The 25,176-nt window shown below is 36.3% G+C and carries 30 protein-coding genes; all 30 read right to left on the bottom strand.

The window, feature by feature from the left end; genetic code table 11:
- Nucleotides 1-10: 10 nt before the first annotated feature.
- On the bottom strand, nt 11-589 hold the full coding sequence (locus AB3M96_RS20565; protein WP_412969481.1) for a MotE family protein: 579 nt from the start codon (nt 587-589) through the stop codon (nt 11-13).
- Between the two features lie 8 nt (nt 590-597).
- Entirely contained in the window at nt 598-1,041 is a 444-nt protein-coding gene (gene fliJ / locus AB3M96_RS20570; protein ID WP_412969482.1) for a flagellar export protein FliJ, read from the bottom strand.
- A gap of 5 nt (nt 1,042-1,046) precedes the next feature.
- On the bottom strand, nt 1,047-2,363 hold the full coding sequence (fliI, locus tag AB3M96_RS20575) for a flagellar protein export ATPase FliI (protein ID WP_412969483.1): 1,317 nt from the start codon (nt 2,361-2,363) through the stop codon (nt 1,047-1,049).
- 2 nt (nt 2,364-2,365) lie between these two features.
- A complete protein-coding gene (fliH, locus tag AB3M96_RS20580) occupies nt 2,366-3,121 on the bottom strand; it encodes a flagellar assembly protein FliH (RefSeq protein ID WP_412969484.1) in 756 nt (251 codons plus the stop codon).
- The gene (gene fliG, locus AB3M96_RS20585; protein WP_412969485.1) at nt 3,114-4,133 is read right to left on the bottom strand and encodes a flagellar motor switch protein FliG; all 1,020 of its coding nucleotides are present in this window, start codon (nt 4,131-4,133) and stop codon (nt 3,114-3,116) included. Before fliG ends, fliH begins: the two co-directional genes overlap by 8 nt.
- Nucleotides 4,134-4,144: 11 nt before the next feature.
- The gene (fliF, locus tag AB3M96_RS20590) at nt 4,145-5,746 is read right to left on the bottom strand and encodes a flagellar basal-body MS-ring/collar protein FliF (RefSeq protein ID WP_412969486.1); all 1,602 of its coding nucleotides are present in this window, start codon (nt 5,744-5,746) and stop codon (nt 4,145-4,147) included.
- Between the two features lie 44 nt (nt 5,747-5,790).
- On the bottom strand, nt 5,791-6,090 hold the full coding sequence (gene fliE, locus AB3M96_RS20595) for a flagellar hook-basal body complex protein FliE (protein ID WP_412969487.1): 300 nt from the start codon (nt 6,088-6,090) through the stop codon (nt 5,791-5,793).
- Between the two features lie 10 nt (nt 6,091-6,100).
- Entirely contained in the window at nt 6,101-6,550 is a 450-nt protein-coding gene (gene flgC / locus AB3M96_RS20600; RefSeq protein WP_412969488.1) for a flagellar basal body rod protein FlgC, read from the bottom strand.
- A gap of 2 nt (nt 6,551-6,552) precedes the next feature.
- Nucleotides 6,553-6,948 carry a flagellar basal body rod protein FlgB gene (gene flgB / locus AB3M96_RS20605; protein ID WP_412969489.1) on the bottom strand — a complete coding sequence of 132 codons (396 nt, stop codon included), beginning with the start codon at nt 6,946-6,948 and terminating at the stop codon, nt 6,553-6,555.
- Nucleotides 6,949-7,309: 361 nt separating this feature from the next.
- On the bottom strand, nt 7,310-8,089 hold the full coding sequence (gene codY / locus AB3M96_RS20610) for a GTP-sensing pleiotropic transcriptional regulator CodY (protein ID WP_412969490.1): 780 nt from the start codon (nt 8,087-8,089) through the stop codon (nt 7,310-7,312).
- 24 nt (nt 8,090-8,113) lie between these two features.
- Entirely contained in the window at nt 8,114-9,514 is a 1,401-nt protein-coding gene (gene hslU, locus AB3M96_RS20615; RefSeq protein ID WP_412969491.1) for an ATP-dependent protease ATPase subunit HslU, read from the bottom strand.
- A 14-nt stretch (nt 9,515-9,528) separates the two neighbouring features.
- A complete protein-coding gene (gene hslV / locus AB3M96_RS20620; RefSeq protein ID WP_412969492.1) occupies nt 9,529-10,071 on the bottom strand; it encodes an ATP-dependent protease subunit HslV in 543 nt (180 codons plus the stop codon).
- A 17-nt stretch (nt 10,072-10,088) separates the two neighbouring features.
- Nucleotides 10,089-10,991, bottom strand: a complete 903-nt coding sequence (gene xerC / locus AB3M96_RS20625) for a tyrosine recombinase XerC (RefSeq protein WP_412969493.1) — start codon at nt 10,989-10,991, stop codon at nt 10,089-10,091.
- Nucleotides 10,992-11,238: 247 nt separating this feature from the next.
- On the bottom strand, nt 11,239-13,314 hold the full coding sequence (gene topA, locus AB3M96_RS20630) for a type I DNA topoisomerase (protein ID WP_412969494.1): 2,076 nt from the start codon (nt 13,312-13,314) through the stop codon (nt 11,239-11,241).
- A gap of 109 nt (nt 13,315-13,423) precedes the next feature.
- A complete protein-coding gene (gene dprA / locus AB3M96_RS20635; protein WP_412969495.1) occupies nt 13,424-14,320 on the bottom strand; it encodes a DNA-processing protein DprA in 897 nt (298 codons plus the stop codon).
- Nucleotides 14,321-14,389: 69 nt separating this feature from the next.
- The gene (gene sucD, locus AB3M96_RS20640) at nt 14,390-15,292 is read right to left on the bottom strand and encodes a succinate--CoA ligase subunit alpha (RefSeq protein WP_412969496.1); all 903 of its coding nucleotides are present in this window, start codon (nt 15,290-15,292) and stop codon (nt 14,390-14,392) included.
- A 17-nt stretch (nt 15,293-15,309) separates the two neighbouring features.
- A complete protein-coding gene (gene sucC / locus AB3M96_RS20645; protein WP_412969497.1) occupies nt 15,310-16,470 on the bottom strand; it encodes an ADP-forming succinate--CoA ligase subunit beta in 1,161 nt (386 codons plus the stop codon).
- A 411-nt stretch (nt 16,471-16,881) separates the two neighbouring features.
- On the bottom strand, nt 16,882-17,163 hold the full coding sequence (locus AB3M96_RS20650; RefSeq protein WP_412969498.1) for an EscU/YscU/HrcU family type III secretion system export apparatus switch protein: 282 nt from the start codon (nt 17,161-17,163) through the stop codon (nt 16,882-16,884).
- Entirely contained in the window at nt 17,160-17,756 is a 597-nt protein-coding gene (locus AB3M96_RS20655; protein WP_412969499.1) for a hypothetical protein, read from the bottom strand. The genes AB3M96_RS20650 and AB3M96_RS20655 overlap by 4 nt, the downstream gene beginning before the upstream one ends.
- A 3-nt stretch (nt 17,757-17,759) precedes the next feature.
- A complete protein-coding gene (gene rnhB, locus AB3M96_RS20660; protein WP_412969500.1) occupies nt 17,760-18,542 on the bottom strand; it encodes a ribonuclease HII in 783 nt (260 codons plus the stop codon).
- Between the two features lie 87 nt (nt 18,543-18,629).
- Entirely contained in the window at nt 18,630-19,484 is an 855-nt protein-coding gene (gene ylqF, locus AB3M96_RS20665) for a ribosome biogenesis GTPase YlqF (RefSeq protein WP_412969501.1), read from the bottom strand.
- A 46-nt stretch (nt 19,485-19,530) separates the two neighbouring features.
- Nucleotides 19,531-20,064 (bottom strand): signal peptidase I, encoded by a 534-nt coding sequence (gene lepB, locus AB3M96_RS20670; protein WP_412969502.1) that lies wholly within the window; start codon nt 20,062-20,064, stop codon nt 19,531-19,533.
- Between the two features lie 137 nt (nt 20,065-20,201).
- The gene (gene rplS, locus AB3M96_RS20675) at nt 20,202-20,546 is read right to left on the bottom strand and encodes a 50S ribosomal protein L19 (protein ID WP_412969503.1); all 345 of its coding nucleotides are present in this window, start codon (nt 20,544-20,546) and stop codon (nt 20,202-20,204) included.
- A 132-nt stretch (nt 20,547-20,678) separates the two neighbouring features.
- Nucleotides 20,679-21,416 carry a tRNA (guanosine(37)-N1)-methyltransferase TrmD gene (gene trmD / locus AB3M96_RS20680; RefSeq protein WP_412969504.1) on the bottom strand — a complete coding sequence of 246 codons (738 nt, stop codon included), beginning with the start codon at nt 21,414-21,416 and terminating at the stop codon, nt 20,679-20,681.
- 1 nt (nt 21,417) lies between these two features.
- Nucleotides 21,418-21,930 carry a ribosome maturation factor RimM gene (gene rimM / locus AB3M96_RS20685; protein ID WP_412969505.1) on the bottom strand — a complete coding sequence of 171 codons (513 nt, stop codon included), beginning with the start codon at nt 21,928-21,930 and terminating at the stop codon, nt 21,418-21,420.
- Nucleotides 21,931-21,943: 13 nt separating this feature from the next.
- Nucleotides 21,944-22,330: a YlqD family protein gene (locus tag AB3M96_RS20690; RefSeq protein ID WP_412969506.1), complete on the bottom strand. Its 387-nt coding sequence runs from the start codon at nt 22,328-22,330 to the stop codon at nt 21,944-21,946.
- A 319-nt stretch (nt 22,331-22,649) separates the two neighbouring features.
- A complete protein-coding gene (locus tag AB3M96_RS20695; protein ID WP_412969507.1) occupies nt 22,650-22,880 on the bottom strand; it encodes a KH domain-containing protein in 231 nt (76 codons plus the stop codon).
- A gap of 14 nt (nt 22,881-22,894) precedes the next feature.
- Entirely contained in the window at nt 22,895-23,167 is a 273-nt protein-coding gene (rpsP, locus tag AB3M96_RS20700; protein ID WP_412969508.1) for a 30S ribosomal protein S16, read from the bottom strand.
- Nucleotides 23,168-23,316: 149 nt separating this feature from the next.
- Complete coding sequence (ffh, locus tag AB3M96_RS20705; protein ID WP_412969509.1) at nt 23,317-24,657, bottom strand: signal recognition particle protein; 1,341 nt, start codon at nt 24,655-24,657, stop codon at nt 23,317-23,319.
- A 12-nt stretch (nt 24,658-24,669) separates the two neighbouring features.
- Nucleotides 24,670-24,999, bottom strand: a complete 330-nt coding sequence (locus AB3M96_RS20710; protein ID WP_412969510.1) for a putative DNA-binding protein — start codon at nt 24,997-24,999, stop codon at nt 24,670-24,672.
- Nucleotides 25,000-25,176: the final 177 nt, after the last annotated feature.

Genomic DNA, 25,176 nt, shown 5'->3' on the forward strand with positions numbered 1-25,176 from the left:
ATGAGTTTAGTTATTTAGTAAGTAATTCTGTGTATCTAGCAGCATCCTCTGGCGACATTTTTTCAAGTATTTCCGCAAGCGTTTCTGTTTCTAAACTAGATAAAATATCCTTCGCCTCTAGCTCATTCAATTTTGGAATAATTAATGCAGCATTTTTCGGTGACATAAGTTCATATAATTGTTTCATTTCTTCATTTGTTTTTGTTTTTGTGAGCTTTTCTTCTTGAAGTGCAACTATCTCATTAGAAAGCACTTCAATTTCTTGCTGTAATGTCTTTATTTCATCAACTTTAGTATCCAGCTCGTTTTCAAGCTTTGTAATTTCATCTTGTTTTGTATTTATTTCGGTTTCCAGTTTTCCAATAGTTACCTTGAGATTTTCAGTATCGGTCTGTATATCAGACCCTTTTTTGTCAAATAAATTTGACAGTAAGGGTGTCTTCTCTGCATATTCTTTTATGGTTCCAATTGGATTAAATCCAGCCACAGACAGTAATACAACAACTACTAGTAGTGTAAATAGAGTTGGTATAAGAACGACGAATAGAAACCATTGAAGTTTGTTATATTCTTTTTCGGTTGTTTCCATTTCAGCACCTATTTTCCTCTGTTCAAATATTGTTGAATTGAGATTTCGTCCATGATTTGATTTTCTTGTAATTTAAGCTGTCCTTCGTAGATTGAAAATTCCTTTTCATTCATAATCTCGTATTTTTTCACTTCAATATTCTTTTCTGTAACCAATGCTTGAAGTTGCTGCATTTTTTGACGAGCTTTAATTACTAACTGTTGATAGTACATAATGGTTTTTTCTAACCCAGAGATAAAATATTGCTGATGACGAATACTGTGAATTGATAATCCGTTTGTAAGTTGTTGCCTTTGATTTTCTTCCAGAGTCTCTTTCTTTTTTAGGGATTCATATAAGGCTTCTGCTACCTCTTCGAATTCTTTGACAGATGTTTTGTAGTCCGCCAATACCTGATTTTTTTCATTTTCCTTAATGGATAGGACCTTTTGAAACTTAAATTGATAACTCATTTGGATCATTCACCTTTTTCAGCAAGCATTGTAAGCATTTGTATACTTTCTTCAAACGTGACTTTTTCGTCTGTACGTTGACGTAGAAAAGAAATAATTTTAGGATAATAGCGTATTGCTTCGTCTACTTCAATCGAAGAACCTCTTTTATATGCACCAATATTTATTAAATCCTCTGAGCTTATATATGTGGCTAAGGTTCCACGAACTTTTTCCGCATATGTTCGATGTTCATTAGAAACAATTTGATTCATAACACGGCTGATACTTTTCAGAACATTAATCGCTGGATATTGCCCTTTATTAGCTAGACTGCGATCCAATACAAAGTGCCCGTCAAGTATTCCTCTTACTGTGTCTGCAATTGGTTCATTCATATCATCACCATCAACTAGGACCGTATAGAAAGCTGTTATAGAACCATTCTGGTTTGTCCCCGTTCTCTCAAGAAGCTTTGGAAGTGTTGTGAATACACTTGGTGTGTACCCTTTAGTTGTAGGAGGTTCTCCTATCGCTAAGCCAATTTCTCTACTCGCCATTGCTACACGAGTCACAGAATCCATCATAAACATAACGTCTAAACCTTTATCTCTGAAGTATTCGGCAATTGCAGTTGCTGTCATTGCCGCTTTTATTCTAAGAAGAGCAGGTTGATCAGAGGTTGCTACTACTAGAATTGATCTTTTTAGCCCCTCTTCTCCTAAATCATTTTCGATGAACTCACGAACCTCTCTCCCGCGCTCACCTACTAGAGCAATGATGTTAATATCTGCAGTGGTGTTCCGTGCAATCATCCCCATCAAGGTACTCTTCCCCACACCACTCCCAGCAAATATACCCACACGTTGACCTTTTCCAACCGTTAACAAACTGTCTATCATTTTAACTCCGACTTCAATTGGTTCATGAATCGGCGGACGGAGTAATGGGTTAGGTGGCTCTTGTTCCGTTGGTACTGTGGATAAACCTCTAGGTAATGCACTTCCGTCTAATGGTAATCCCAGAGGATCAAGAACTTTCCCTAGTAACCCAGGACCAATTTTGATATCAAGGGGCTTACCAGTAGCTTCCACAATACTTCCGGGAGAAATATCCTTAACATTGGAAAATGGCATAAGGATAACATGTTCATCTCTAAAGCCAACTACTTCGGCCTGTATACTTCTTTTGTGCTTTAAACCGACATATATATAGCAAAGGTCCCCAATAGAGCACTCCGGTCCACGTGATTCGATCATCAAGCCTACAACCCTCGACACCTTACCAAATCGCTTAAAGGAATCTATTGAATTAATTTCGTCAAGTAACTCTATTGCTTTCAACACTATTCCTCCATTAGAAGTGCAAGTAGCTTTTCTTTCACTTCTAAAAGTTGACTATCAATACTTGCATCAATTTTCCCAAAAGAAGATTCAATGACACAATGGGTATCACCTAATTCCTCTTGGGGGTAGATAAAGATATCAGTTTCCCTTGTTAGTATTGCAAGTAATTCTTGTTTTTGACTTACTACGAATTGGTAATACTGAGGACTCACATAGATTTTAATTTGCGAATGCTCTTTAACCTCTTTCAGCGCATTCTTCACTAGAAAGATAAAATCGCTCGGTTCACTCTTCAAGTGAGAAGCTAGTATTTTTTCAGACACCCGGATTGCCAGTTGAAGGATAGCCTCTTCAGATGAATGTAAATATTCTTCATAATCCTTTTTAGCTGTTTCTATAATTTCTCTAGCTTCAGCTAATATATTTTCATACTCTTTATAACCGTCACTTCTACCTTCTAAAATTCCGGTTTCATAAGCTTCCTCTATTATTTGCTTATGCAACCGTTGCTTCTCCACTTCCCAATCACTTTTTTCTTGAAGAACCTGTTGTCTGATTGTATTCGAGTAACTAATTGCTTCCTCAACAATTTGGGCAGCTTGCTTTTTAGCATTCTCAATAATAGATTGAGAGGTGACATCAGGATCTACTATCTCTTCCTCAAGAACAGTTCCAGTTTGTTGGAGCATTCTTAATTCTATAACTCTCTTCTTAGAATCTTGTAATGTGCTAGCGGACTTAATAATATTAGACAATAATATCATCTCCTCCACCGCGTGCGATGACAATTTCTCCTGCCTCTTCAAGTCTTCTAATCACTGTAACAATACGTGTCTGAGCTTCTTCAACATCTCGCAACCTTACAGGACCCATAAACTCCATTTCCTCTTTAAAGGTTTCAACCATACGTTTAGACATATTTTTAAAGACAATTTCCTTAACTTCTTCACTAGCAACTTTCATAGAAAGCATTAAGTCTTCATTTTCAACATCACGAATAACTCTTTGAATTGCACGGTTGTCAAGAGTAACAATATCTTCAAATACAAACATGCGCTTTTTAATTTCCTCAGCTAATTCAGGATCCTGAATCTCAAGAGCATCTAAAATGGTGCGTTCTGTTGCACGATCAACTCCGTTTAAAACCTCAACAACTGCTTCAATACCGCCAGTTTGCGTATAATCATGCGTTACTGTTGCAGATAGTTTACGTTCCAGAATTTGCTCTACTTCATTAATAATTTCTGGAGAGGTACGATCCATAACTGCAATCCTTCTCGCGATATCGGCTTGAACATCCTGTGGTAGCTCAGATAGGATTTGTGCAGCCTGAGCTGAGTCAAGATATGAAAGAATTAAAGCAATAGTTTGTGGATGTTCATTTTGAATAAAGTTTAATATTTGTCCTGGATCTGCCTTTCGTGCAAAATCAAACGGTTTTACCTGAAGGGAAGAAGTTAATCGGTTAATAATTGCGCTTGCTTGTTCTTGACCGAGTGCTTTTTCAAGTACTGTCTTCGCATACCCAATTCCACCCTGGGTTATATAATCTTGCGCAATAGCTATTTGGTGAAACTCTTCCATAATATGTTCCTTCGTACTAGCTTCAACCTTGCGCACTCCAGATATTTCTAATGTTAATTTTTCAATTTCTTCCTCAGAAAGGTGCTTATATACAGATGCAGAAACATCTGGCCCTAATGAGATTAAGAGTATGGCTGCCTTTTGTTTTCCAGATAGTTCATATTGATTGTCTCTCTTCGCCATCTCTATACCCCCTATTCATCTGCTAGCCAGGTTCGTAATAATTTCGCAAAATCCTCAGGCTTATCTTTCGCTAATTTTTCTAGTTGCTTTCTTCTTACAGTAGTTTCAGATTCTTTTTCTTCATTTACATCTGGAATTTGAGTAAAGAATAATTCTTCAGTTTGAAGTTCTTCTGATATTACTTCTTCCTTATCTTTCTTCCTGCGTAAGAATAAGAAGATTAAAACAAGAATTACCAACACTAATATTCCACCAACAATGTAGATCCAAATAGGAAGAATAGAAGTAACAGTAGGTTCTGAAGTCGTCATAGCTTTACCATTAAACTCCTGAACAGAAACGACTATTTTGTCCTGTAAATCTTCTTCAGTAAGAACATCAGCAGATTGATCTTGATTAATACTCGTTCTAACAATCGTACTTAGTATCTTTTCAATATCTTCTACTCGATCTTCCGGTAATGAAGCACTATCTTTTGGATCTGGCGCTTCTACCATTACTTGAATCCCCAAATCTCTTATCTTATAAGGGGCCTCTACAATATCCCTTGTAATACGGTTAACATCCTTATTAACTCGTTCTTCAATTCTTTCATAATCACCATTACCCGCTTGTCCATCTGCTGCATAAGTTGGAACATCCGTTTCTCCTGTCCCGACAACCCCACCTGCCCCAGCTCCTTCTCCGGTAAAGGTTTCAGTGATTCGTTCCACACTAATTTCAATACCTTCCATGTTTTCAGGGTCTACAGGTGTAACTAAGTTTTCTTGTCTATTTTCTTGTGAAAAATCGATATCGGTAGTCACCGAAACAACCACTTTTTCAGGGCCCATCATCGTACCTAACATTTGTTGAACTTGTCTTTGAATATCTTTTTCAATTTCCCGTTTTAATTCAAGCTGTGAAGCTACAGTTCCAACTGCAGAAAAACTTTCTTCACTTTCGAGATCAAAGTACTCAAAATATTGGTTTGTAATGACGATATTATCAGTAGGAAGGTTTGGAATACTTTTTGATACTAAGTGATATAAAGATTTAATTTGTTGTTGATCAAATTTATATCCCGGTTTCGTATTAAGGACAATAGATGCAGAAGCTTCAGTTTTTGCATCTGATACGAAAATACCGTCACTCGGCAAACTGATCATTACTTTAGCATCGTTTATCCCTTCAATACCCTTCATAAGGTTTGCAAGTTCAGTTTGAGTAGATTCAAGCTTTAGCATGTTAAACTCATTATCGGTCATACCAAAACCTGCATTTTGGCCAAAGAAAGAATAATCTATATTACCACTTGACGGAATTCCATCAGCCGCAAGCTCAACCATTAAAGTCTCCACTACTTCTTCCGGTACTTTAATTGTTGTTCCGTTGTCAGCAATCTCAGATTGAATACCTCTGGAATCAAGAGTCGCTTTAATTTGCCCGGTTTCTTGAGGAGATAGATTACTATACAAAGGAACAAGTGTTGATTTAGTTGTCAGGATAACAGTTATTGAAATGATAAAAATTAATAGAAGTGGTAACCCAATTATCATTGATTTTTGGAAGCTTGATTGAGATTTCCAAAATTCTACTAGTTTCGTTTTATATAAATTCACGTTCTCTTTCATATCATGCCCCTAAGTAACTAGTTAGTTTTAATAGTAGAAAAAAATTAAACCTGCATTCTCATAATTTCTTGATAGGCTTCAATTACCTTATTTCTTATTTGAAGTGTTGCCTGCAGCGACACACTAGCTTTTTCTGAAGCTATCATAACCTGGTGCAAATCAACATTTTCACCATTAATTAGCTTTTCTGTCATTTTGTCTGAAGTATGTTGTGCTTCGTTTACATTATTTAACGCATCTTTAAGGAAACTACTAAATTCCTTTTGAGCCTCACTAGCCGTTTTAGGCTGTAACGCCGGCTTCAAAAAGACTTGTTGAGTAGATATATTTACTTTATCAATCATTGACTATCACCTATTTTCCGATTTCTAATGCTTTCATTAACATACCTTTTGATGCATTAAATACTGTTACATTTGCTTCATATGATCTTGTAGCACTAATAAGGTCGACCATTTCCTTTAAAGGATCTACATTTGGAAGTTCAACATAACCTTCTTCATTTGCATCAGGATGATCAGGATTATATACAAGTTGAAAAGGAGCGTTGTCTTCAACAATACCTGCTACCTTAACACCTGTACCAACAGTTGATTGATTCATAGCTTTCGAGAGATGAGAGGAAAAACTAGCTCCTTGTTGCTGTTGAACAACCATCTTTCTTGTATACGGTTGCCATTCTCCATTTACCATCTTGCCTCGGGTAGTATCGACATTCGCCATATTTGAAGAGATAACATCCATACGTAATCTACCTGCTGTCAATGCAGAAGCACTTGTATTAAGACTATGGAAGATTGTCATACTTAGTTTCCTCCTTTAATAACTGTTTTCAACGAGTTAAATTTGCCACTTATTCTTTCAGTAACAGCGTTGTAATATATTTGATTCTCTGCTAAAGAAGCCATTTCTTTATCTATGTCTACATTATTCCCATTATGGTTATAGGCCGTATCAGTCTTAGTAAACAGCTGGGAACTTACACGATTTGATTTAGAAAATTCGATATGCTTATTACTAGTTCGATTGGCCAGCATTTGGCTATCTACTTCTTTTGCTAATACATTTTTAAAACTGACATCCTTAGCCTTGAAATTTGGCGTATCGATATTAGCTATATTATTGGAAATAGTCTTTTGCCTTAAGGTTGAAAAATCTAATGCTCTTTCAAGCGAATTAATAGTATTTGAAAAAAGTTTCATCGAATCCCCCACAAAAATTCTACATTTGTCGAATATATATATCGAATGGTGTTAGCTATTTATTATTTTAATGAAATAAATACTATCTGTCTATGAAGCTTGGGTGAAAATATCACATATTTCGACAATATAGTTCTTTTATCACATGAATATATACCTTAATTATAGTGAGGTATGCGTCAAGTTTCACTATTATTTTACAATAATAGACATATCAGACCTAAATTCTACATCAACTCACATATTATTATAGGAACAAAAGATTTGCTCGTATAGGATAAAATATTACCACTAGAACGTTTGATGAATATTTTGTACGCAAAAAAAGAAGATGGGCTATGTCCCATCTTCTTTTTTACTCTTAGTTTGATTTAAGTTTTTCTAATTCAACTAGGAATTTATCGTTAAGTACTTTAATGTAAGTTCCTTTCATACCTAACGAACGTGACTCAATTACTCCCGCACTCTCAAGTTTTCTTAGTGCATTAACAATTACAGACCTAGTAATTCCTACGCGATCAGCAATTTTACTTGCTACTAGAAGTCCTTCATTACCATTAAGTTCTTCAAAAATGTGTTCGATTGCTTCAAATTCACTATACGAAAGTGAACTAATCGCCATTTGAACAACAGCTTTGCTTCTAGCCTCATCTTCAATTTCTTCAGCTTTTTCACGAAGAATTTCCATCCCAACTACAGTAGCACCATATTCAGCAAGAATTAAATCATCGTTTTCAAAAGATTCATCAAGTCTAGAAAGTATTAGAGTACCTAATCTTTCACCGCCACCAATAATTGGAACGATTGTAGTTAAACCACTCTTAAATAATTCTTTGTTCTCGATAGGGAAAGCAGTATAGTCGCTATCAACATCAAGGTTTGAAGAAGTCTCCTTAATATTGAACAAGCTTTGAGTATACTCCTCTGGGAATTGACGATCTTCAAGCATTTTCTTCATTCTCTCGTTTTCAATCTGTTGATTGATAGCAAAACCAAGAAGCTTTCCACGACGACTTAATAGGAAAATATTCGCTCCGATTACATCACGTAGTGTTTCTGACATCTCCTTGAAGTTTACTGGCTTACCAGCTGCATTTTGCAGCATAGCATTAATCTTTCTTGTTCTCTCTAATAATGGCATGTTTTACTATTCCTCCTGATTAACTTACAAAATAAATTGACTTAAATCTTTATTTTTTACGATTGTGCTAAGTTTCTCATCTACATATTGTGGTGTGATTGTAATCTTTTCCATTGTGATATCCGGGGCTTCAAAAGATAAATCTTCCAATAAACGCTCCAGGATTGTATGTAGTCTACGTGCACCAATGTTATCGGTGTCTTGGTTAACTTGGAAAGCAACTTCAGCTATCTTACGAATAGCATCGTCAGAAAATTCAAGTTGTATACCTTCTGTTTCTAATAATGCAGAATATTGTTTCAATAAAGCATTATCAGGTTCAACTAGAATTCGATAAAAATCATCAACAGTTAGTTTCGTTAACTCAACACGAATCGGAAAACGCCCCTGTAATTCTGGTATTAAATCTGATGGTTTCGACATATGGAAAGCACCAGCAGCGATAAATAACATATGATCAGTTTTAACAGAACCATATTTTGTAACAACAGTGGAACCCTCAACGATTGGTAAAATATCCCGTTGAACTCCTTCTCTTGAAACATCAGCTGAAGATGAATTCTGACTTTTTCCTGCAACTTTGTCAATCTCATCTATAAAAATAATCCCAGACTGTTCAGCTCTTGAAATTGCCTCTTGAGTGACCTCGTCCATATCGATTAATTTAGCAGCCTCTTCGTTTGTTAATACCTTTCTAGCTTCTTTAACAGTTAGTTTACGTTTCTTACGTTTTTTAGGCATTAAACTACTCAACGCATCTTGCATATTCATGCCCATTTGTTCCATACCGGAACCTTGAAGCATATCAAACATAGATGCCTGCTGTTCTTCAACCTCTACAGTAACATAATGATCCTCAATCTCTCCTAATGCTAGCTTGTGCGCCATTTTCCTTCTACGTTCACTTACACTTTCTTCTTCAGTAGTGCTTTCCTGTTCAGTTTCTGAAGAGGTATTTCCTCCGAACAACATTTCAAGAGGATTTTTGTAGGTTGATTGCTTCTTGGAGCTCGGAACAAGCAAGTCAACAATTCTCTTATTCGCATTATCTTGAGCTCTCTCTTTAACATCTACCATCTTCTCTTCTTTTACAAGTCGGACTGAAGTTTCAACAAGGTCTCGAACCATCGACTCAACATCACGACCAACATATCCTACTTCAGTAAACTTAGTTGCCTCTACCTTTATAAATGGAGCACCTACCAACTTAGCAAGTCTACGTGCAATTTCCGTTTTACCTACACCAGTTGGTCCAATCATAAGGATATTTTTAGGTACAATTTCATCTCTTAACTTTTCATTAAGAAGACTTCTACGATAACGATTACGAAGGGCAACTGAAACTGCCTTTTTCGCCTGATTTTGTCCAATAATATATTGATCCAATTTCTCAACGATCTGTCTCGGAGTCAGATTTGTCTTCAACTGTAATCCCCTCCCTAAAGTTCTTCAACTATAATATTTTCATTTGTATACACACAAATCTCACTAGCTATTTCCAATGCAGCCTTTGCAATTTCAGGGGCAGTTAGGTGTTCTCCTGAATATTTCTTCAAAGCACGGCCAGCAGAAAGAGCATAATTTCCTCCGGATCCAATTGCCAATATACCGTCATCTGGTTCTATTACTTCACCTGTACCAGATATGAGGAGTAGATCCTTCTCATTCATCACAATTAACATAGCTTCTAGTTTTCGAAGAACTTTGTCGCTTCTCCATTCTTTCGCTAGTTCCACTGCAGCCCTTTGTAGGTTCCCGTTAAATTCTTCTAATCGTCCTTCAAACATTTCAAAGAGAGTAAATGCATCTGCTACAGAACCTGCAAATCCAGCAATTACTCTTCCTTGAAAAAGCTTACGCACTTTTCTAGCAGTATGTTTCATTACTACTGCATTACCAAACGTTACTTGACCATCGCCTGCCATAGCAGACCTTCCTTTATGTTTTACGGCAAATATCGTTGTTGCATGAAAATTAGACATGTAATTTAATTACCTCCTTATGCACGTGGATGTGAGGACATATAAATTTTACGCAAATGATCTTTTGTTACGTGAGTATATATCTGAGTAGAAGATAGGTTTTCATGACCAAGAAGTTCTTGTACTGACCTCATATCAGCGCCCTCATTCAACATATGTGTTGCAAATGTATGTCGAAGTACATGGGGACTTATATGTATTGTAGTAGAAGTATTCTTAATCATATTATTTAGGATTAGTCGAACTCCTCTTGTTGTAAGTGGTCCACCCCGAAAATTTAAAAACAAATTGTTTGTATGTACTGAAGATTTTTCAAGCAGCTTATTACGACCATCCGAAATATATGTATTTATTGCTTGTTCAGCATAACTACCAAATGGTACGTACCGTTGTTTGTTTCCTTTACCATGTACAAAAATAGTCCCAAACGAAAAGTCAATATCCTGAAGTGTAAGCTTACACAATTCACTAACACGAATCCCGGTTGCATATAAAATCTCTAAAAGGGCTTGATCGCGTTGACCTAAGCTTGACGTTGTATCAGATACCTCAAAAAGTTTCTGTAATTCTTCCTCATATAAAAAATGTGGGAGTCTGTGCTCCCTCTTAGGAAGCGATACAAGTGTAAATGGGTTTTCAGATACACTTTTTTCCTTTAGAAGATACTGGTAGAAACTTCGTAAAGAAGATATCTTTTTCGCAACAGTACGTCTAGCATATTGTTTGTTATAAAGCTCCGTAAGATACAAACGTACATCTGAATATGAAACATCTGAGAGATTCAAGAGATTTTGTTGATTCATAAATGTTATAAAATCTTGTATAGACTGTTCATAATGGACAATAGTATATTCTGAATAATTTTTCTCAATTTGTAAATATTCTTTGAATGATTGTAATGATTTGTTCACATTTTCCATTATTTTCACCTCACAAGGGCTACTAAATAGTATCATAATTCAGTAGCCCTTGCAAACAAATTTTTTAATTTTTTTATAAAATTCTGAATTGTGTCTGAGAGTTTATGTGACATTGTATATAAAACTTTTATAGTATACCGACTCAATCCACCTAATCATATAAAAAGGAAAAATGGTGAGCAACTAAAATGCTCACCACTTTTTATTAAAGGTAAGAAAAAGTCAACTTTCCACTTCAAGTACTTTGCTATTTTTGAGGTTCTTCTTTGTAATCACAATTTACGCATTGAACTTGAATACCTTTTTTGAGTTTCTTTTCAACTAGCAAACCTTCACATTTTGGACATTTTCTTGGTAGTGGTTTATCCCAAGATAGAAAATCACATTCTGGAAACTGATCGCAACCATAAAAAATTCGTTTCTTTTTGCTTTTTCTTTCAACTATATTCCCTTTTTCACATTTTGGACAAGGAACTCCTATTTCTTTCACAATTGGTTTTGTGTTCCGACAATCTGGGAAATTAGAACAAGCCATAAATTTACCGTATCGTCCCATTTTAAATACCATTGGATGTCCGCAGTTTTCACAGTCTACTCCTGCTGGTTCATCTTTAATTTCGACTTCCTTCATTTCTGCTTCTGCTCGTAATAAGCGTTTCTCAAAATCACTGTAAAATTCATCAATAATATTTACCCACTCAATTTTTCCATCTTCCACTTCATCTAGACTGCTCTCCATCTTGGCTGTAAATTCTACATCTAGAATCTCTGGGAAAAACTCTAAAGTAAGCTCCAACATAATTTCTCCAAGTTCAGTTGGAACAAAACGCTTGTTATCAAGAGATACATATCCTCTTTTTTGAATTGTATCGAGAGTTGGGGCAAATGTAGATGGTCTTCCAATCCCTAATTCTTCAAGAGTTCTTACTAAGCGCGCCTCGGTATATCTTGGTGGAGGTTGTGTAAAATGTTGCTTTGAATCGATATCTTTGGAAAACACATTGTCACCTTCCTGTAAGTCAGGTAACATTTTTTCCTTTTCTTCTTCGTTATCGTCATTCCCTTCAACATAAACCTTCATAAATCCTGGGAATTTCACTTTAGAACCAGTTGCACGAAAGACAACATTACCATTATTAAGGTCTACACTCATTGTATCTAAAATAGCAGAAGCCATCTGACTTGCAACGAAACGCTCCCAAATTAATTTATATAATCGAAGTTGGTCTCTACTTAGAAACTCTTTTAAACTATTTGGTTCTCTTAATACAGAAGTAGGACGAATTGCTTCGTGAGCATCTTGAGTATTCGCATTCTTCTTCTCTTTTCGTTTTGTATCATTTAAAAATTCTTTACCATAAGCTTGGGTGATATACTGTGATGATTCTTCTACAGCTGTATCGGAGATCCTCGTTGAATCTGTACGCATGTAGGTGATTAAACCAACTGTACCATCCTTACCAAGGTCAATTCCCTCGTATAATTGCTGAGCTAACATCATGGTCTTCTTTGCTCTGAAATTCAATTTTCTTGCTGCTTCTTGTTGTAAAGAAGAAGTTATAAAAGGCGGAGCAGGATTTCTTTTTCGTTCTTTCTTTGTAACAGAAGTAATCGTAAAAGAATTCCCTTCAATGCTACTAAGGATGTCTTTAACTTCCTCTTCACTCTTTAACTCAACCTTTTTCCCATCGACACCATAAAATTGAGCTTCAAACTGAGTCTTCTCTTTAAGAAAATCGGCTTTGATTGTCCAGTACTCTTCTGGTATAAATTTTTGTATCTCTTTTTCTCGTTCGATAATTAATCGTACCGCAACAGTTTGCACTCTTCCAAAGCTTAGCCCTTTTTTAACCTTTTTCCATAAGAGAGGGCTAATATTATAGCCTACTAATCTGTCAAGAATACGTCTAGCTTGTTGAGCGTCTACTAAATCCATATTTATTGGTCGTGGATGTTTAAACGATTCTTTTATAGCATCCTTTGTTATCTCATTAAATACGACACGACAGTCAGATGTATAATCTAAATCTAAGCTGTGAGCTAAATGCCATGCAATTGCTTCCCCTTCACGATCCGGGTCAGCTGCGAGATATACTTTCTTTGCTTTTTTAGCAGCAGATTTAAGTTCCTTTAATACAGGACCCTTGCCACGAATAGTTATATACTTTGGTTCAAAATGTTTTTCTACATCTACACCCATTTGACTTCTAGGGAGATCTCTAATATGTCCCATTGAGGCTTTTACTTTATATTTTTTCCCTAAATATCTTTCAATTGTTTTTGCTTTTGCTGGTGATTCAACAATGACTAAATAGTCCGACATGTAATACTTCCTCCTTAAGAGGTAAAATAAATTTCCAATTATAATAAATCCTACCTATTATTAAATAATCATGCACAGTTTGTCAAACTGTTATTATTATTTTTATACTTTATTTTGAATTATTTTTCCTTGAAATATGAATTTCTGACAATATATCTTCACTTGATAATACTAATTTAGCTCCAGATTGTATTAGTTTATTTGTACCACGACTTGTTTCTTCGAGAATAGATCCAGGGACTGCGAACACTTCTCTTCCTTGTTGTAGTGCCTGATCAGCCGTAATGAGTGATCCACTCTTTTCCTTAGCCTCTATCACTAAGGTTCCCTTGGATAATCCACTAATGATTCTGTTACGCATTGGAAATTGCCACTTTTCCGGTCTCATATTGGGAGGGTACTCGGAAATAAGTATATGATTTTTTTGTATATTTAGTGCAAGCTCCTTGTTTTCCCTGGGATATACATGGTTAAGTCCTCCCGCAATAACAGCAACTGTCTTCCCACCATTTGATATCGCTAATTGATGTGCCATCGTATCAATTCCTCTGGCTAGGCCGCTGACGATACTCCAATTTTCTTTAATAAGTGGTACCAACAATTTTTCCATACTTTTAAAACTTTTATCTGAGGGTATTCTAGAACCAACAACACTCAGAAGTTTTTCGTTATGTAAAATTTGTGGATTTCCTGTAGCGTAAATTACCCAGGGTGGATCAAAGACTTGTTTCAGTTGGATTGGATACTCTTCATCAAAAACTGTAATTACCTTGATGTTGGTAGCACTGTATTTTTTTAGCATACTTTGGATTGAAACAGAATGCAAATCTTTTAAGAATATTTCAACTTGATATTTAGAAAGGGAGAGATATTTTTCAAAGAAATTTGAAGGGTATTTATTAATAGTAGAAAGTGTGGGGTCGAGCTGTAGAAGACGTAAAATTGATTTCCAGCCTATTCCTCTACAGTGGTGTAAATGTATTAATTTCTCTCTAGTGTGATCCATATAAGCCTCCTATTTTAAAATAGCAGAAAGAGACAGTCCCCTAATGGAGAACTGCCTCGCAAAAATTAATTAATGAGTTTTACACTGTTCGTATAACCCTTTTTCTTGTAACACAGAAATTAGAGTTTCACCCATTACAGATGGTGTTTCTGCAACCTTAATACCACATTCATTCATTGTTTTAATTTTTTCAGCAGCAGTACCCTTACCGCCAGAAATAATCGCACCTGCGTGGCCCATGCGCTTTCCTGGAGGTGCAGTTTGACCGCCAATAAATCCAACTACCGGCTTAGTCATATTAGCTTTTACCCACTCTGCAGCTTCTTCTTCAGCAGTTCCACCGATTTCACCAATCATAATAACTGCATAAGTATCTTCATCTTCATTAAATGCCTTTAAAACATCGATAAAGTTTGTGCCGTTAACAGGGTCTCCGCCGATACCAACAGCAGTTGATTGACCAATACCAGCTTGTGATAATTGATGAACTGCTTCGTATGTTAACGTTCCAGAACGAGAAACTACCCCAACGTGGCCTTTTTGATGGATATATCCAGGCATAATACCAATCTTGCATTCTTCTGGTGTAATAACGCCTGGGCAGTTAGGACCCACTAAACGAGTCTTTTTACCTTCCATATAACGTTTTACTTTTACCATATCAAGTACAGGAATATGCTCAGTAATACAGATTACTAAATCTAATTCTGCATCTACTGCTTCTAAAATAGCATCCGCTGCAAATGGTGCTGGTACATAGATAACAGACGCATTTGCACCTGTTGATTCAACAGCCTCTTTTACAGTATTGAATACTGGAACACCTTCTACTTCGCTTCCACCTTTACCTGGTGAAGTACCGCCAACGATTTTTGTACCATATTCAAGCATTTGTTTTGTATGGAATAACGCAGTGGAACCAGTTATCCCTTGAACAATTACCTTTGTATCTTTATTAATAAAAACACTCATGTTTGTCCCCTGCCTTTCTATCCTACTAGTGATACGATTTTTTGTGCGCCGTCTGCCATAGACTCAGCAGCAGTTATATTAAGACCAGATTCTTGAAGAATCTTTTTACCTAAATCAACATTAGTACCTTCAAGACGTACTACTAGAGGAATTTCCAAGCCTACTTGTTTAGTAGCTTCCACTACACCTTCAGCTATTACATCACACTTCATAATTCCACCAAAGATATTAACAAAAATACCTTTAACATTTTTATCAGATAAAATGATTTTGAAGGCTTCAGTTACTTTCTCAGCAGTAGCACCGCCCCCAACATCAAGGAAGTTAGCCGGGTCTCCGCCATAATGTTTGATAATGTCCATAGTAGACATTGCTAAACCAGCACCGTTAACCATACATCCAATGTTTCCATCAAGTGAAATATAGCTTAAGTCATATTTAGAAGCTTCGATTTCCTTTGGATCTTCTTCTTCAAGGTCACGATATTCTAAAATATCTTTCTGACGATATAGAGCGTTAGAATCGAAGTTTAACTTAGCATCTAAAGCCATTACCTTTCCATCGCCAGTCACAACTAATGGATTAATTTCTGCAATTGAACAATCCTTTTCAACAAATGCATTGTATAGACTAGTCATGAATTTAACAGCTTGACCTACTAATTCCTTTGGAATATTGATGTTAAATGCGATTCTACGAGCTTGGAAAGCTTGTAAACCAACAACTGGATCAATAACTTCCTTAAAAATTTTCTCAGGTGTTTTCTCTGCTACTTCTTCGATCTCCGTACCGCCTTCTTCAGAAGCCATTAATACAACACGAGAAGTTGCACGATCTAGTACTAAACCAATATAGTACTCTTTCTTAATATCACAACCCTCTTCAATTAGAAGACGTTTAACCTCTTTACCTTCTGGTCCAGTTTGGTGTGTTACTAACGTTTTACCAAGAATCTCATTAGCGTATGTACGTACTTCTTCAAGATTCTTAGCAACTTTTACACCACCAGCTTTACCACGGCCCCCTGCGTGGATTTGAGCCTTTACAACACAAACTGCAGTTCCAAGTTCTTTTGCTGCTTCAACAGCCTCATCCACTGTAAATGCAACTTTACCATTTGGAACAGCTACCCCGTATTTTCTGAGGATTTCTTTTCCTTGATACTCATGGATATTCATTTCCCATCCTCCATTCTTATGTAAAAAAATATAATCAATTGCGCCTTGGCGTATTTGCCCAGATTTTATCGAGCTTGCTCGAAAAACTTCCATTTAAAATCTGATGCATCCGCCGGAGGCCTTAACTTTATTCAACTATGGTTAAACGACTACTGAATTGTATAATTTATAATAATCATCACAACTCTAAAAAGGCGGAAAATTCTGCTGAATAAAGTTAACTTTGTCAGTCCAAATGTTATTATACATCTTCGTATAGAAAGTTTCTATTACAATCAGAATTTTTTATGTTATTCTAATCGTAAAAAAATAGACTGCGCTTTCATTTTATAGGATGATATAATGATTGTCTACCATTTAATCTTAAATAACATAAAAAAAGAAGACCAATTTATTATACCAACAAAGTTTTTATTCTTTGTTCATTTCTTGGTCTACTTTATAAATAAAGGCAAATATTTCTGCAACAACGCGGTATAAATCTTCGGGAATACTTTCATTCACATGCAATTCTCCCAGCAACTCTACTAAAGCATTATCTTCTTTAATAGGTATATTGTGAGATTGTGCTTGTTCAATAATATTTTGAGCAACATTACCCTTCCCTTTAGCAACAACTCGTGGCTCAGTATCTACCTTATCATCGTAAGCCAAAGCGACTGCTTTTAACGTATGTATGTTTGGATCTTTCATACTTTAAAATCAACCCCACTTTGAACTTCTCTTGTTGTTTTTATTTGATTTGTCATCGTAGATTCGTTAGAAAAAAATACAGTCTTTACAGTTGAGAGGCTGTATGAATGTTTTTCTAAATCGCTCTTTAAACTAGGCTGTAGCTGGTTAACAAGGTCTGCTATGTTCGAGGAATTATTATAGATTGTAATAGTTACAACTCGATTCCGAACACGTACATCCATTACCGTTTCTTTTAGTCTTTGAAGTTGTAAAGAAAAAACAATATGGTAATGGTTCTCATCAATTTCCCCATTGTTTTTCTTTTTTCCGGCAAACTTGATGCTGATATTTGAACAGGATCTATTACCTGGAATTGATACTTGTTGATGGTACAATTGTCCAGAGTCATTCGAAGTAAACTCGACCGTATCAGTTTGAGCTACTGAATGAGCATGAATAGACCCCTTTGGATTTTCACCCTCCATATGTAAAAGATTTTTTAAAGGATGCTGGTTAGATTTTACATTCTGTTTTGTTGCATTTTCTTGAGAATTTACCTTATATATACTATCCATTCGAAATAGTAACTGAAGTAGATTAATCGTTTGCATATTTTATCCTCTTTGTTTACTAGCTGCGTCACGAACAGGTGCAAATGATTTCCGATGCTCACTAGTGATACCATGTTCATTTATCGCTTCAAGGTGAAAAGCTGTACCGTACCCCATATTTTTACCAAAACCATATTCCGGATATTCCATCCCAAGTCTGACCATTAACCGGTCTCTAGTGACCTTCGCAATTACAGAACTTGCAGCTATTGATATACTCTTTGCGTCACCTTTAATGATAGAGGTTTGAGGTATATCTATTGGAATGTTCATTGCGTCTACCAAAAGGTGATTCGGCCTTGGTGAAAGTTTATGTACAGCCATTTTCATGGCTTGTTTAGTTGCTTCGTAAATATTAACCTCATCAATCGTTTTTGCTGGTATAATACCAATTCCAATCGATACTGCTTGATTGGTAATTTGATTAAAAAACTCTTCCTTTTTTGCTTCAGTTAGTTTTTTTGAATCATTTAATCCTGGTAAATAGAAATCTTCCGGGAGAATAACAGCCGCAGCAACAACTGGTCCTGCCAACGGACCTCGACCTACCTCATCAACCCCTGCGATAAGCTTAATGCCCTGTTTATATAGTTCCTCTTCATATTGCTTCATTTCGAGAAACTGTTGTTCCAGAGCTCTCTCTTCCGCTCTTTTATTCTGCCATCGTTGTAAAAGTACTTGTACACCTTTTCGCTCATCGAGCTGACAGATTTTGATAAATTCATCATTTGGATTTTTAATCGTAGAAAGGATTTCTTCAATCTGTTTAATAGTAAGCTGTGCCATATTGTCCACCCTTTATTGCATGTATTCTATCTTTTTTATCGGCAAGATACAGAAAAAATAAAGGCCCGTAATTCACGGCCTTTATTTTCATATATTCAGTTCTGGCTTTTCAAATGTTAGCCTTCCTAATTTTTCTGTCCTTATTTCTCTTATAATTAGTTCTGCAGTTTTATCATAATCCGGATAGCCACCGGACATCATACACCCTCTGAGTTTTGCTATTTCGTCAAATATTTCAACAATGTCCTCAGGGATCTCTTCTATATTAAATCTTTCTTTTAGTCGATTAGGATAATTCTCTTGAAGAAAACGCAAGGCATACACAGCAATATCTTGAAGATTAAGAATTGTATCCTTAATTGCACCGGTTGTCGCTAATTTCAAGCCAACTTCTTGGTCTTCAAACTTTGGCCATAGAATACCAGGAGTATCTAACAGTTCTAATTCTTTTCCAACTTTAATCCATTGTTGTGCTTTTGTTACGCCTGGACGGTCGCCAGTTTGGGCAATGTTTTTCTTTGCCAGACGATTTATCAAAGTAGATTTTCCGACATTAGGAATTCCAACAATTAATGCCCGAATTGCACGTGGCCTGATACCTTTCGCTGCCATCTTGTCAAACTTTTCCTGCAGAATTACTTTAGCCTCAGCGACAATCTGCTTCATACCAACACCAGCTTGAGAATCAATTGCCAAGGCTGGAATTCCAATTTGTTTATAATGTGCTACCCATTCATTTGTTACTTTAGGGTCTGCCATATCTGCTTTATTCAAAAGCAGAAGTCTAGGTTTGTTTGTTATTATCTCATCAATCATCGGATTCCTTGAAGCAGCAGGTACCCTTGCATCTACTAGTTCAAAAACGATGTCTATCAATGAAAGCTTTTCGGTTACCTGTCTTCTTGCTTTTGCCATATGACCTGGGAACCATTGAATTGTCATAATCCTCACCAACTTTTACGGTTTTGTAGATTGCATCTAAATGTTTTTACTTAACAATTCCAAAGTCAGAAAGAGGCCAATAAATAAGACTTGTTTCGCCTAATACTTCGTCAATTGGTACTGGACCTATATGACGAGAATCCTTACTATAACGGCGATTATCCCCCATTACAAATAAGTGACCTTCTGGAACTTCTTCAATAACAAATGGATCTGTTAATGGCCCGTCTATTAAGCTCTTCTTGTATTCATCAAGATATGGCTCTTCATAAGCTTCTCCATTTATATACAAAACATCATTTTTGTACTCAACACGGTCACCTGGAAGGCCAATTATTCGCTTTATATAGTCCTTTTCTACAGTAGCATGAAACACAACAATATCAAATCGAGCTGGATCACCAATTTTATAACCAATTTTATTAACAATCATCCGGTCTTGATGATGAAGAGTTGGCATCATTGATAGCCCATCAACCACAATCGGCGCAAAGAGAAAATAACGTATCACAGCTGCTAAAATCACAGCGATCGCTAACGCTTTAACCCATTCCCAAAGTTCATTTTTTTGTTTGGCCATCTTTGCCCCTCCACTGACAATTTCTATTTAGTAATCATTTCACTAAGAATATAGTATGTATTTCTTACTATTATATATATAAAGTTTAGAAAAAGTAAAAGGAGCTTGTTAATTTTATACAAGCTCCTCTCTTTTTATTATCGGATTTCTTTAATACGTGCTTTTTTACCACGAAGTTCGCGTAGGTAGTATAATTTCGCACGGCGTACTTTACCGCGGCGTACTACTTCAAGCTTCGCAATTTTAGGTGTATGCACAGGGAATGTACGTTCAACACCAACACCGTAAGATACCTTACGTACAGTGAATGTTTCGCTGATTCCTCCACCACGACGCTTAATCACAACACCTTCATAAACCTGAACACGCTCACGGTTACCCTCGATAACTTTTACGTGTACACGTACAGTATCACCAGGACGGAACTCAGGAAGGTCAGTTCTTAATTGTTCTTTTGTGATTTCTTCAATTAATTGTTGCATCGTCTCTTCAACTCCTTCCAACAGATGCTCTTACCAATATATAGAATTGCAGCGGAACATCTTAATAAGACTGGACAATATTGCCCAAGTCACAAAGAGTATAATACCATATTCCCTATGATGTTGCAATAGTTACTCTTTATTTGCATCAAATTCTTTTAACCATATTTTCTGTTTTTCTGAAAGGTCATATTTCTCAAGTAAATCCGGACGTCGTAAATAAGTTCTTCGAAGAGATTCCTTTTCACGCCATTCCTCAATATGCTTATGATTACCTGATAATAAAACCTCTGGCACTTCCATTCCTCGAAAGTTTGCTGGCCTTGTATAGTGTGGATGTTCCAATAGTCCACTACTATGGGAATCAAGAATAGGTGAATCCTCATTACCCAGTACACCCGGTAATAAGCGTACAACACTATCCGAGATAACCATTGCTGCAAGTTCACCGCCAGTTAACACGAAATCTCCAATCGAAATTTCTTCGGTACTTAGATGTTCTCTAATCCGCTCATCATAACCTTCGTAGTGACCGCAAATGAATATTAAGTGTTCCTCATTTGCTAATTCTTCTGCTTTTTTTTGAGTATATTTTACTCCTTGAGGGCATAGCAAGATCACCTTCGGTTTTGTTCCAGTATCCTTGGTTAAGTCCTCAACTGCATCAAAAAGTGGTTGAGGACTTAATACCATACCGGCTCCACCACCATATGGATAATCATCAACATTCTGATGCTTGTTATCTGCATAGTCACGGAAATTAACAATACGAAACGACACTTTTTCTTTTTCCTGAGCCTTTTTTATTATCGACTCTCCCAATACACCAGTGAACATATTAGGAAAAAGAGTTAATATATCAATTTTCATCTTACACTAGTCCTTCCATAAGATGAATCAATATTCGTTTTTCTTCGATGTCTATCTCTTTTACAATCTCGTCAATGAACGGAATTAAAATTTCTTTTCCTTTTTCACCTTTAACGACCCATACATCATTAGCACCAGGTGTAAGAATCTCTTTTATTACCCCAAGTTCCTCACCAGTATCAGTTACTACTGTACAGCCAATGATTTCGTGGAAGTAATATTCTCCTTCTTCCAGGTCGCCTAACTGACTTTCATGCACCTTTAAAATACCACCTTTAAAAGGCTCAACATCATTTACATTGTCGTACCCGTCAAACGTTAGAAGATTAAAATTTTTATGTGTTCTATGTGATGTAATAACTACTTCGAAAGGGTCTTTATCATCCATAAAAACATGTAACTTATTTCCTACTTTATACCTCTCCTCTGGGAAATCTGTTCGAGAAATAATTCGCAATTCTCCTCTAATACCGTGGGTATTTACAATTTTCCCAACGTTATACCATTTGTCCATACATCTATCACCTCTATCGTATATCGTCTACTATCCCTTCTTTAATAATGATTGTTCGATCCTTGGTTAACTCATCCCAGTTATCTCCAATATTCACATCAACAAGGGATTGTACTTCCTTCTCTTTAATTTCGCTACCTAATGGTAGCATATGTATTTGTTCTATTTGAAACTCAATTCCCTTAATTTTTTCTTGTCTATACTCTATTTCTTTGTCAAAGTAAGATTTAATTTTAGTAGGATTGTACTTTCTAAGCTTCTCCATTTTTTTGAATTCAAAACGAAGTTGATCACATTCTTTTTCTAGTTGCTCTTTATTATGTAAAAATGAATCCATAAGTGTTTTTTTACTATTCTCTGTCAAAACTTGTTTAATCTCAACCGTTTGTAAGATTTTCATAGGAACACCTACCTTATGGATAAATGAAATTATAGAAAAAAGGGGAGGTTACCCTCTCCCTTTTTTCGCTTGCGTAGCTAGTTTTCAACAGCTTCCGCTTTTTCAAATTGTCTAGCTACAGCTCCCAGCGACTAGCAGACTTCCCTCACCTTCTGTACGATAAGTCAACATCGATTCACTTCGTTCATCGTGTTTCCTTTATCTCCTCCAGGAAAGAACACAGACTAGGAACGCCACGTCCTGTGGCAACGTCTGTGTGACCCTCATCGTGAGGGCCGCAGTCCGTACGTCGCTTAACGGTCGCTTTCGCTTTTCTTTTTTATTCGTTAATTTCTAGATGAATTCGTTTATTATGTCCAGTTCCTGCTGCATAGACAACAGTTCTGATCGCTTTAATCACACGACCTTGTTTTCCAATAACCTTACCCATATCTTCTTTGTTAACTGTAAGAAAATATGTGATATTACGGTCATCTGAGTTTTCAGAGACTGTAACTTCTTCAGGATGATCAACAAGTGGCTTTACGATTGTTTCAATTAACTCTTTCATCTGTACATTACCCATTACTTGCTGTTTTTAGCGTTATGGAATTTTTCCATAATACCTTGTTTTGAGAACAAGTTACGAACTGTATCAGAAGGTTTTGCACCATTTTGTAACCATTTTAATGCTAATTCTTCATCAATTTTAACCTCTGCAGGTTGAACAACTGGGTTATAAGTTCCTACTGTTTCGATTTGACGTCCATCACGTGGTGAACGAGAATCAGCTACAACAATACGATAGAAAGGAGATTTTTTTGCTCCCATGCGCTTTAAACGAATTTTTACTGCCATTTTATATAGCACCTCCGAAAATATTTCAACAAGATATAATATTAGCAACTACATTTATGTTTGTAAAGTGTTTTTTCTTTACATACATCTATTTGGGTAAAATTACTACAACAGATTTGCTAAAATTCTGTTGTTCCCCTGTTAAAAACCTACATAAAAGGGAATTTAAACCCTTTTTTCTTACCTTTAGTCATGCTTGTCATTTGCTTCATCATTTTTTTCATGTCTTCAAATTGCTTTAAGAGGCGATTTACTTCTTGTACAGTACGACCGCTCCCCTTAGCGATTCTTTTTTTACGACTTGAATTAATGATTTCTGGTTGTTCTCGTTCAGCTCTTGTCATTGAACGAATGATTGCTTCAACATGACCAATCTGTTTATCATCAACCTGAACATTTTTAAGGCCCTTCATTTTGTTTGCACCCGGTAACATTCCTAGAATCTCATCAAGAGGCCCCATTTTACGTACCTGTGCTAACTGATCAAGGAAATCATCAAATGTAAAGGAAGCTGACTTAAACTTCTTTTCAAGCTCTCTAGCTTTTTCTTCATCAACAGAGCTCTGAGCTTTTTCAATTAATGATAGAACATCACCCATTCCCAAAATTCGGGAAGCCATTCTTTCAGGATGGAATGGTTCAATTGCATCAAGTTTTTCTCCGAGACCGACAAACTTAATCGGTGTATTCGTAACAGCTTTTACAGATAAGGCAGCACCACCACGTGTGTCACCATCAAGTTTTGTTAAAACAACACCTGTTAAACCAAGCAAATCATTAAAACTTTGTGCAACATTAACTGCATCCTGACCAGTCATTGCATCAACAACTAAAAAGATTTCATCAGGATTCGCTACTTCTTTGACTTGTTTTAACTCATCCATGAGTGCTTCGTCAATATGTAATCGACCAGCCGTATCAATGAGTACATAATCATGATGCTCTTCTTTTGCCTTGGCTATTGCTTGCTTTGCAATCTCAACCGGACTTACCTGATCACCTAACGAGAAGACAGGCATGTTTAATTGTTTACCCAAGGTTTGAAGTTGATCAATTGCAGCAGGTCTATAAATATCTGAAGCAACTAGCATTGGTTTTCGGTTATGTTTTTTTCGTAGTAAATTTGCGAGCTTACCAGTTGTCGTTGTTTTACCTGCACCCTGTAAACCAACCATCATAATAACAGTTGGAGGTTTTTTAGCAACAGCTATCTTACTCTGTTCTCCACCCATAAGTGCGGTTAATTCTTCTTGGACAACCTTAATTACTTGTTGGCCTGGAGTTAGACTCTTCATTACCTCTTGTCCAACAGCACGTTCACTTACACGTTTAACAAAATCTTTGACGACCTTAAAGTTAACGTCTGCTTCTAAAAGGGCAAGACGAACTTCTCGCATCATCTCTTTTACATCTGACTCTGATACTTTTCCTTTACCGCGTATCTTTTGTAATGTACCTTGCAGTCGGTCGGCTAATCCTTCAAATGCCATTTTTGCCGCCTCCTATTCTAATTTCTCAAGCAACTGTATCACATCATCAAGCTCTTCGCTATCTTTATATTCTGTAGATAGACGTTTAAGCTTTGCAAACAGCTTTTGACGCTCTTGAAATTTCTGAAATAGTAACAGTTTTTCTTCATACTCTTCAAGCATTGTTTCTGTACGCTTGATGTTATCATAAACAGCTTGACGACTAACCTGATACTCTTCTGCTATTTCACCAAGGGAAAAGTCATCTAAATAATATAAAGACATATAGCTCTTCTGCTTAGGTGTTAACAACGACTGATAAAAATCAAATAGATAATTTATTCTCGTTGTTTTTTCAAGCATAGTATCTCCCCCTTGTTAAGTGAAATACCTTTACATGTAAATAGTTTACTGGTTGGCCAACTAGATGTCAAGTTTTTTTCTTTACAGACAAATTCAAAATAAATCATAACCACCCGTGAAAACGGGTGGTTTGTTCTACGGCTGAAAGCCTTCGTTACTGGCCAGCCCTTCAAAGGG

It is taken from the genome of Ferdinandcohnia jepli (assembly GCF_047246645.1).
Classification (GTDB): Bacteria; Bacillota; Bacilli; order Bacillales; family Bacillaceae_L; genus Ferdinandcohnia.

What these genes read in the sequence shown, in the direction of transcription:
- fliF (WP_412969486.1), bottom strand. Translation starts at nt 5,746, where the DNA reads ATGAAAGAGAACGTGAATTTATATAAAACGAAACTAGTAGAATTTTGG.
- trmD (WP_412969504.1), bottom strand. Translation starts at nt 21,416, where the DNA reads ATGAAAATTGATATATTAACTCTTTTTCCTAATATGTTCACTGGTGTA.
- flgC (WP_412969488.1), bottom strand. Translation starts at nt 6,550, where the DNA reads ATGACAATCTTCCATAGTCTTAATACAAGTGCTTCTGCATTGACAGCA.
- AB3M96_RS20650 (WP_412969498.1), bottom strand. Translation starts at nt 17,163, where the DNA reads ATGAAAGATCCAAACATACATACGTTAAAAGCAGTCGCTTTGGCTTAC.
- AB3M96_RS20695 (WP_412969507.1), bottom strand. Translation starts at nt 22,880, where the DNA reads ATGAAAGAGTTAATTGAAACAATCGTAAAGCCACTTGTTGATCATCCT.
- xerC (WP_412969493.1), bottom strand. Translation starts at nt 10,991, where the DNA reads ATGGAAAATGTGAACAAATCATTACAATCATTCAAAGAATATTTACAA.
- rimM (WP_412969505.1), bottom strand. Translation starts at nt 21,930, where the DNA reads ATGGACAAATGGTATAACGTTGGGAAAATTGTAAATACCCACGGTATT.
- topA (WP_412969494.1), bottom strand. Translation starts at nt 13,314, where the DNA reads ATGTCGGACTATTTAGTCATTGTTGAATCACCAGCAAAAGCAAAAACA.
- AB3M96_RS20710 (WP_412969510.1), bottom strand. Translation starts at nt 24,999, where the DNA reads ATGCTTGAAAAAACAACGAGAATAAATTATCTATTTGATTTTTATCAG.
- dprA (WP_412969495.1), bottom strand. Translation starts at nt 14,320, where the DNA reads ATGGATCACACTAGAGAGAAATTAATACATTTACACCACTGTAGAGGA.
- AB3M96_RS20565 (WP_412969481.1), bottom strand. Translation starts at nt 589, where the DNA reads ATGGAAACAACCGAAAAAGAATATAACAAACTTCAATGGTTTCTATTC.
- sucC (WP_412969497.1), bottom strand. Translation starts at nt 16,470, where the DNA reads ATGAATATCCATGAGTATCAAGGAAAAGAAATCCTCAGAAAATACGGG.
- ylqF (WP_412969501.1), bottom strand. Translation starts at nt 19,484, where the DNA reads ATGACAATTCAATGGTTCCCAGGTCATATGGCAAAAGCAAGAAGACAG.
- rplS (WP_412969503.1), bottom strand. Translation starts at nt 20,546, where the DNA reads ATGCAACAATTAATTGAAGAAATCACAAAAGAACAATTAAGAACTGAC.
- AB3M96_RS20690 (WP_412969506.1), bottom strand. Translation starts at nt 22,330, where the DNA reads ATGAAAATCTTACAAACGGTTGAGATTAAACAAGTTTTGACAGAGAAT.
- rpsP (WP_412969508.1), bottom strand. Translation starts at nt 23,167, where the DNA reads ATGGCAGTAAAAATTCGTTTAAAGCGCATGGGAGCAAAAAAATCTCCT.
- lepB (WP_412969502.1), bottom strand. Translation starts at nt 20,064, where the DNA reads ATGGCCAAACAAAAAAATGAACTTTGGGAATGGGTTAAAGCGTTAGCG.
- ffh (WP_412969509.1), bottom strand. Translation starts at nt 24,657, where the DNA reads ATGGCATTTGAAGGATTAGCCGACCGACTGCAAGGTACATTACAAAAG.
- hslV (WP_412969492.1), bottom strand. Translation starts at nt 10,071, where the DNA reads ATGTCTAATTTTCATGCAACAACGATATTTGCCGTAAAACATAAAGGA.
- AB3M96_RS20655 (WP_412969499.1), bottom strand. Translation starts at nt 17,756, where the DNA reads ATGCAAACGATTAATCTACTTCAGTTACTATTTCGAATGGATAGTATA.
- flgB (WP_412969489.1), bottom strand. Translation starts at nt 6,948, where the DNA reads ATGAAACTTTTTTCAAATACTATTAATTCGCTTGAAAGAGCATTAGAT.
- sucD (WP_412969496.1), bottom strand. Translation starts at nt 15,292, where the DNA reads ATGAGTGTTTTTATTAATAAAGATACAAAGGTAATTGTTCAAGGGATA.
- codY (WP_412969490.1), bottom strand. Translation starts at nt 8,089, where the DNA reads ATGCCATTATTAGAGAGAACAAGAAAGATTAATGCTATGCTGCAAAAT.
- fliG (WP_412969485.1), bottom strand. Translation starts at nt 4,133, where the DNA reads ATGGCGAAGAGAGACAATCAATATGAACTATCTGGAAAACAAAAGGCA.
- rnhB (WP_412969500.1), bottom strand. Translation starts at nt 18,542, where the DNA reads ATGGCACAGCTTACTATTAAACAGATTGAAGAAATCCTTTCTACGATT.
- fliJ (WP_412969482.1), bottom strand. Translation starts at nt 1,041, where the DNA reads ATGAGTTATCAATTTAAGTTTCAAAAGGTCCTATCCATTAAGGAAAAT.
- fliE (WP_412969487.1), bottom strand. Translation starts at nt 6,090, where the DNA reads ATGATTGATAAAGTAAATATATCTACTCAACAAGTCTTTTTGAAGCCG.